Origin of the sequence: Oceanobacter sp. 4_MG-2023 (assembly GCF_030689165.1) — a bacterium.
Classification (GTDB): Bacteria; Pseudomonadota; Gammaproteobacteria; order Pseudomonadales; family Oceanobacteraceae; genus Oceanobacter.
On sequence record NZ_JAUYVV010000074.1, the window covers coordinates 1 to 747 of the forward strand.

Sequence of the window (747 nt, forward strand, 5' to 3'; positions counted from 1 at the left end):
CGAGCCGATGCCAGCTGATTTTGTGCGGTATCGATACGGGCGGCCCAGCCACCACGGGTTTGGCTGTTCTGGTTGTAGGTGGCCAATGACGATTCCAAACTGGCTATCTGAGCGATGATGGCCTGTTGGCGGTCTGGCAGTGTGCTAGCGGCCTGCTCGTTGCTGCGCTGTTCTGCCATGACAGGGGCTGCCAGTTGGTACAGCGGTGCCGACAGCGCCAGCAGGGTGGCGAACACGGCGATGCTGTTTTTCAGCCAGCTGCGGGCAGCCCACAACCAGATTGCCGCACCTTCAATCACCAGGCTCCAAAGCCAACCGGTGGCCGCGTCGTAGCGGCTCCAGTAGTCCATGGCGTGGGTTTGCAGTAGTACGATGCCGCCCAGTAACAGCACCAGCGCCGGGGCGCGTTTCAGCAGTTGAGTGATCATTGACGGATCTCCCATTCCACGGTGCAGTTGTCTACCTGGCCGCGCATCAATGTGACGGCCTGGCCGTTGTGACGGCGGGTGGTTTGTACCCACCGGCCGCTCAACTTTTTGACAGCGGCGGTGAGCTGGATACGGATCAGCGGAGATGGCCGGTTGATGTCCATATCCAGCACCGCAATGCCCAGTGTGTTCATTCTCGACAGCGCATAACCCGCGTTGATCAGGTTGTTGGCGTAGTGTGTGTTGGCGGGTGATTTCATTGTTTGGCCTCCGCAGTGGCTGCGTATGAGCAGGTTTTGCAGGCGCGATACAGCTGCAC

At 59.8% G+C, this 747-nt stretch carries 2 protein-coding genes; both read right to left on the bottom strand.

Features of this window, described 5'->3' with window-relative positions; all coding sequences use genetic code 11:
• On the bottom strand, positions 1-428 hold a 428-nt coding region (locus tag Q8W24_RS16800), incomplete at its 3' end, for a hypothetical protein (RefSeq protein ID WP_305476047.1).
• A partial coding sequence (locus Q8W24_RS16805; protein ID WP_305476049.1) for a hypothetical protein occupies positions 425-747 on the bottom strand: 323 nt, incomplete at its 5' end. The genes Q8W24_RS16805 and Q8W24_RS16800, both read right to left, overlap by 4 nt.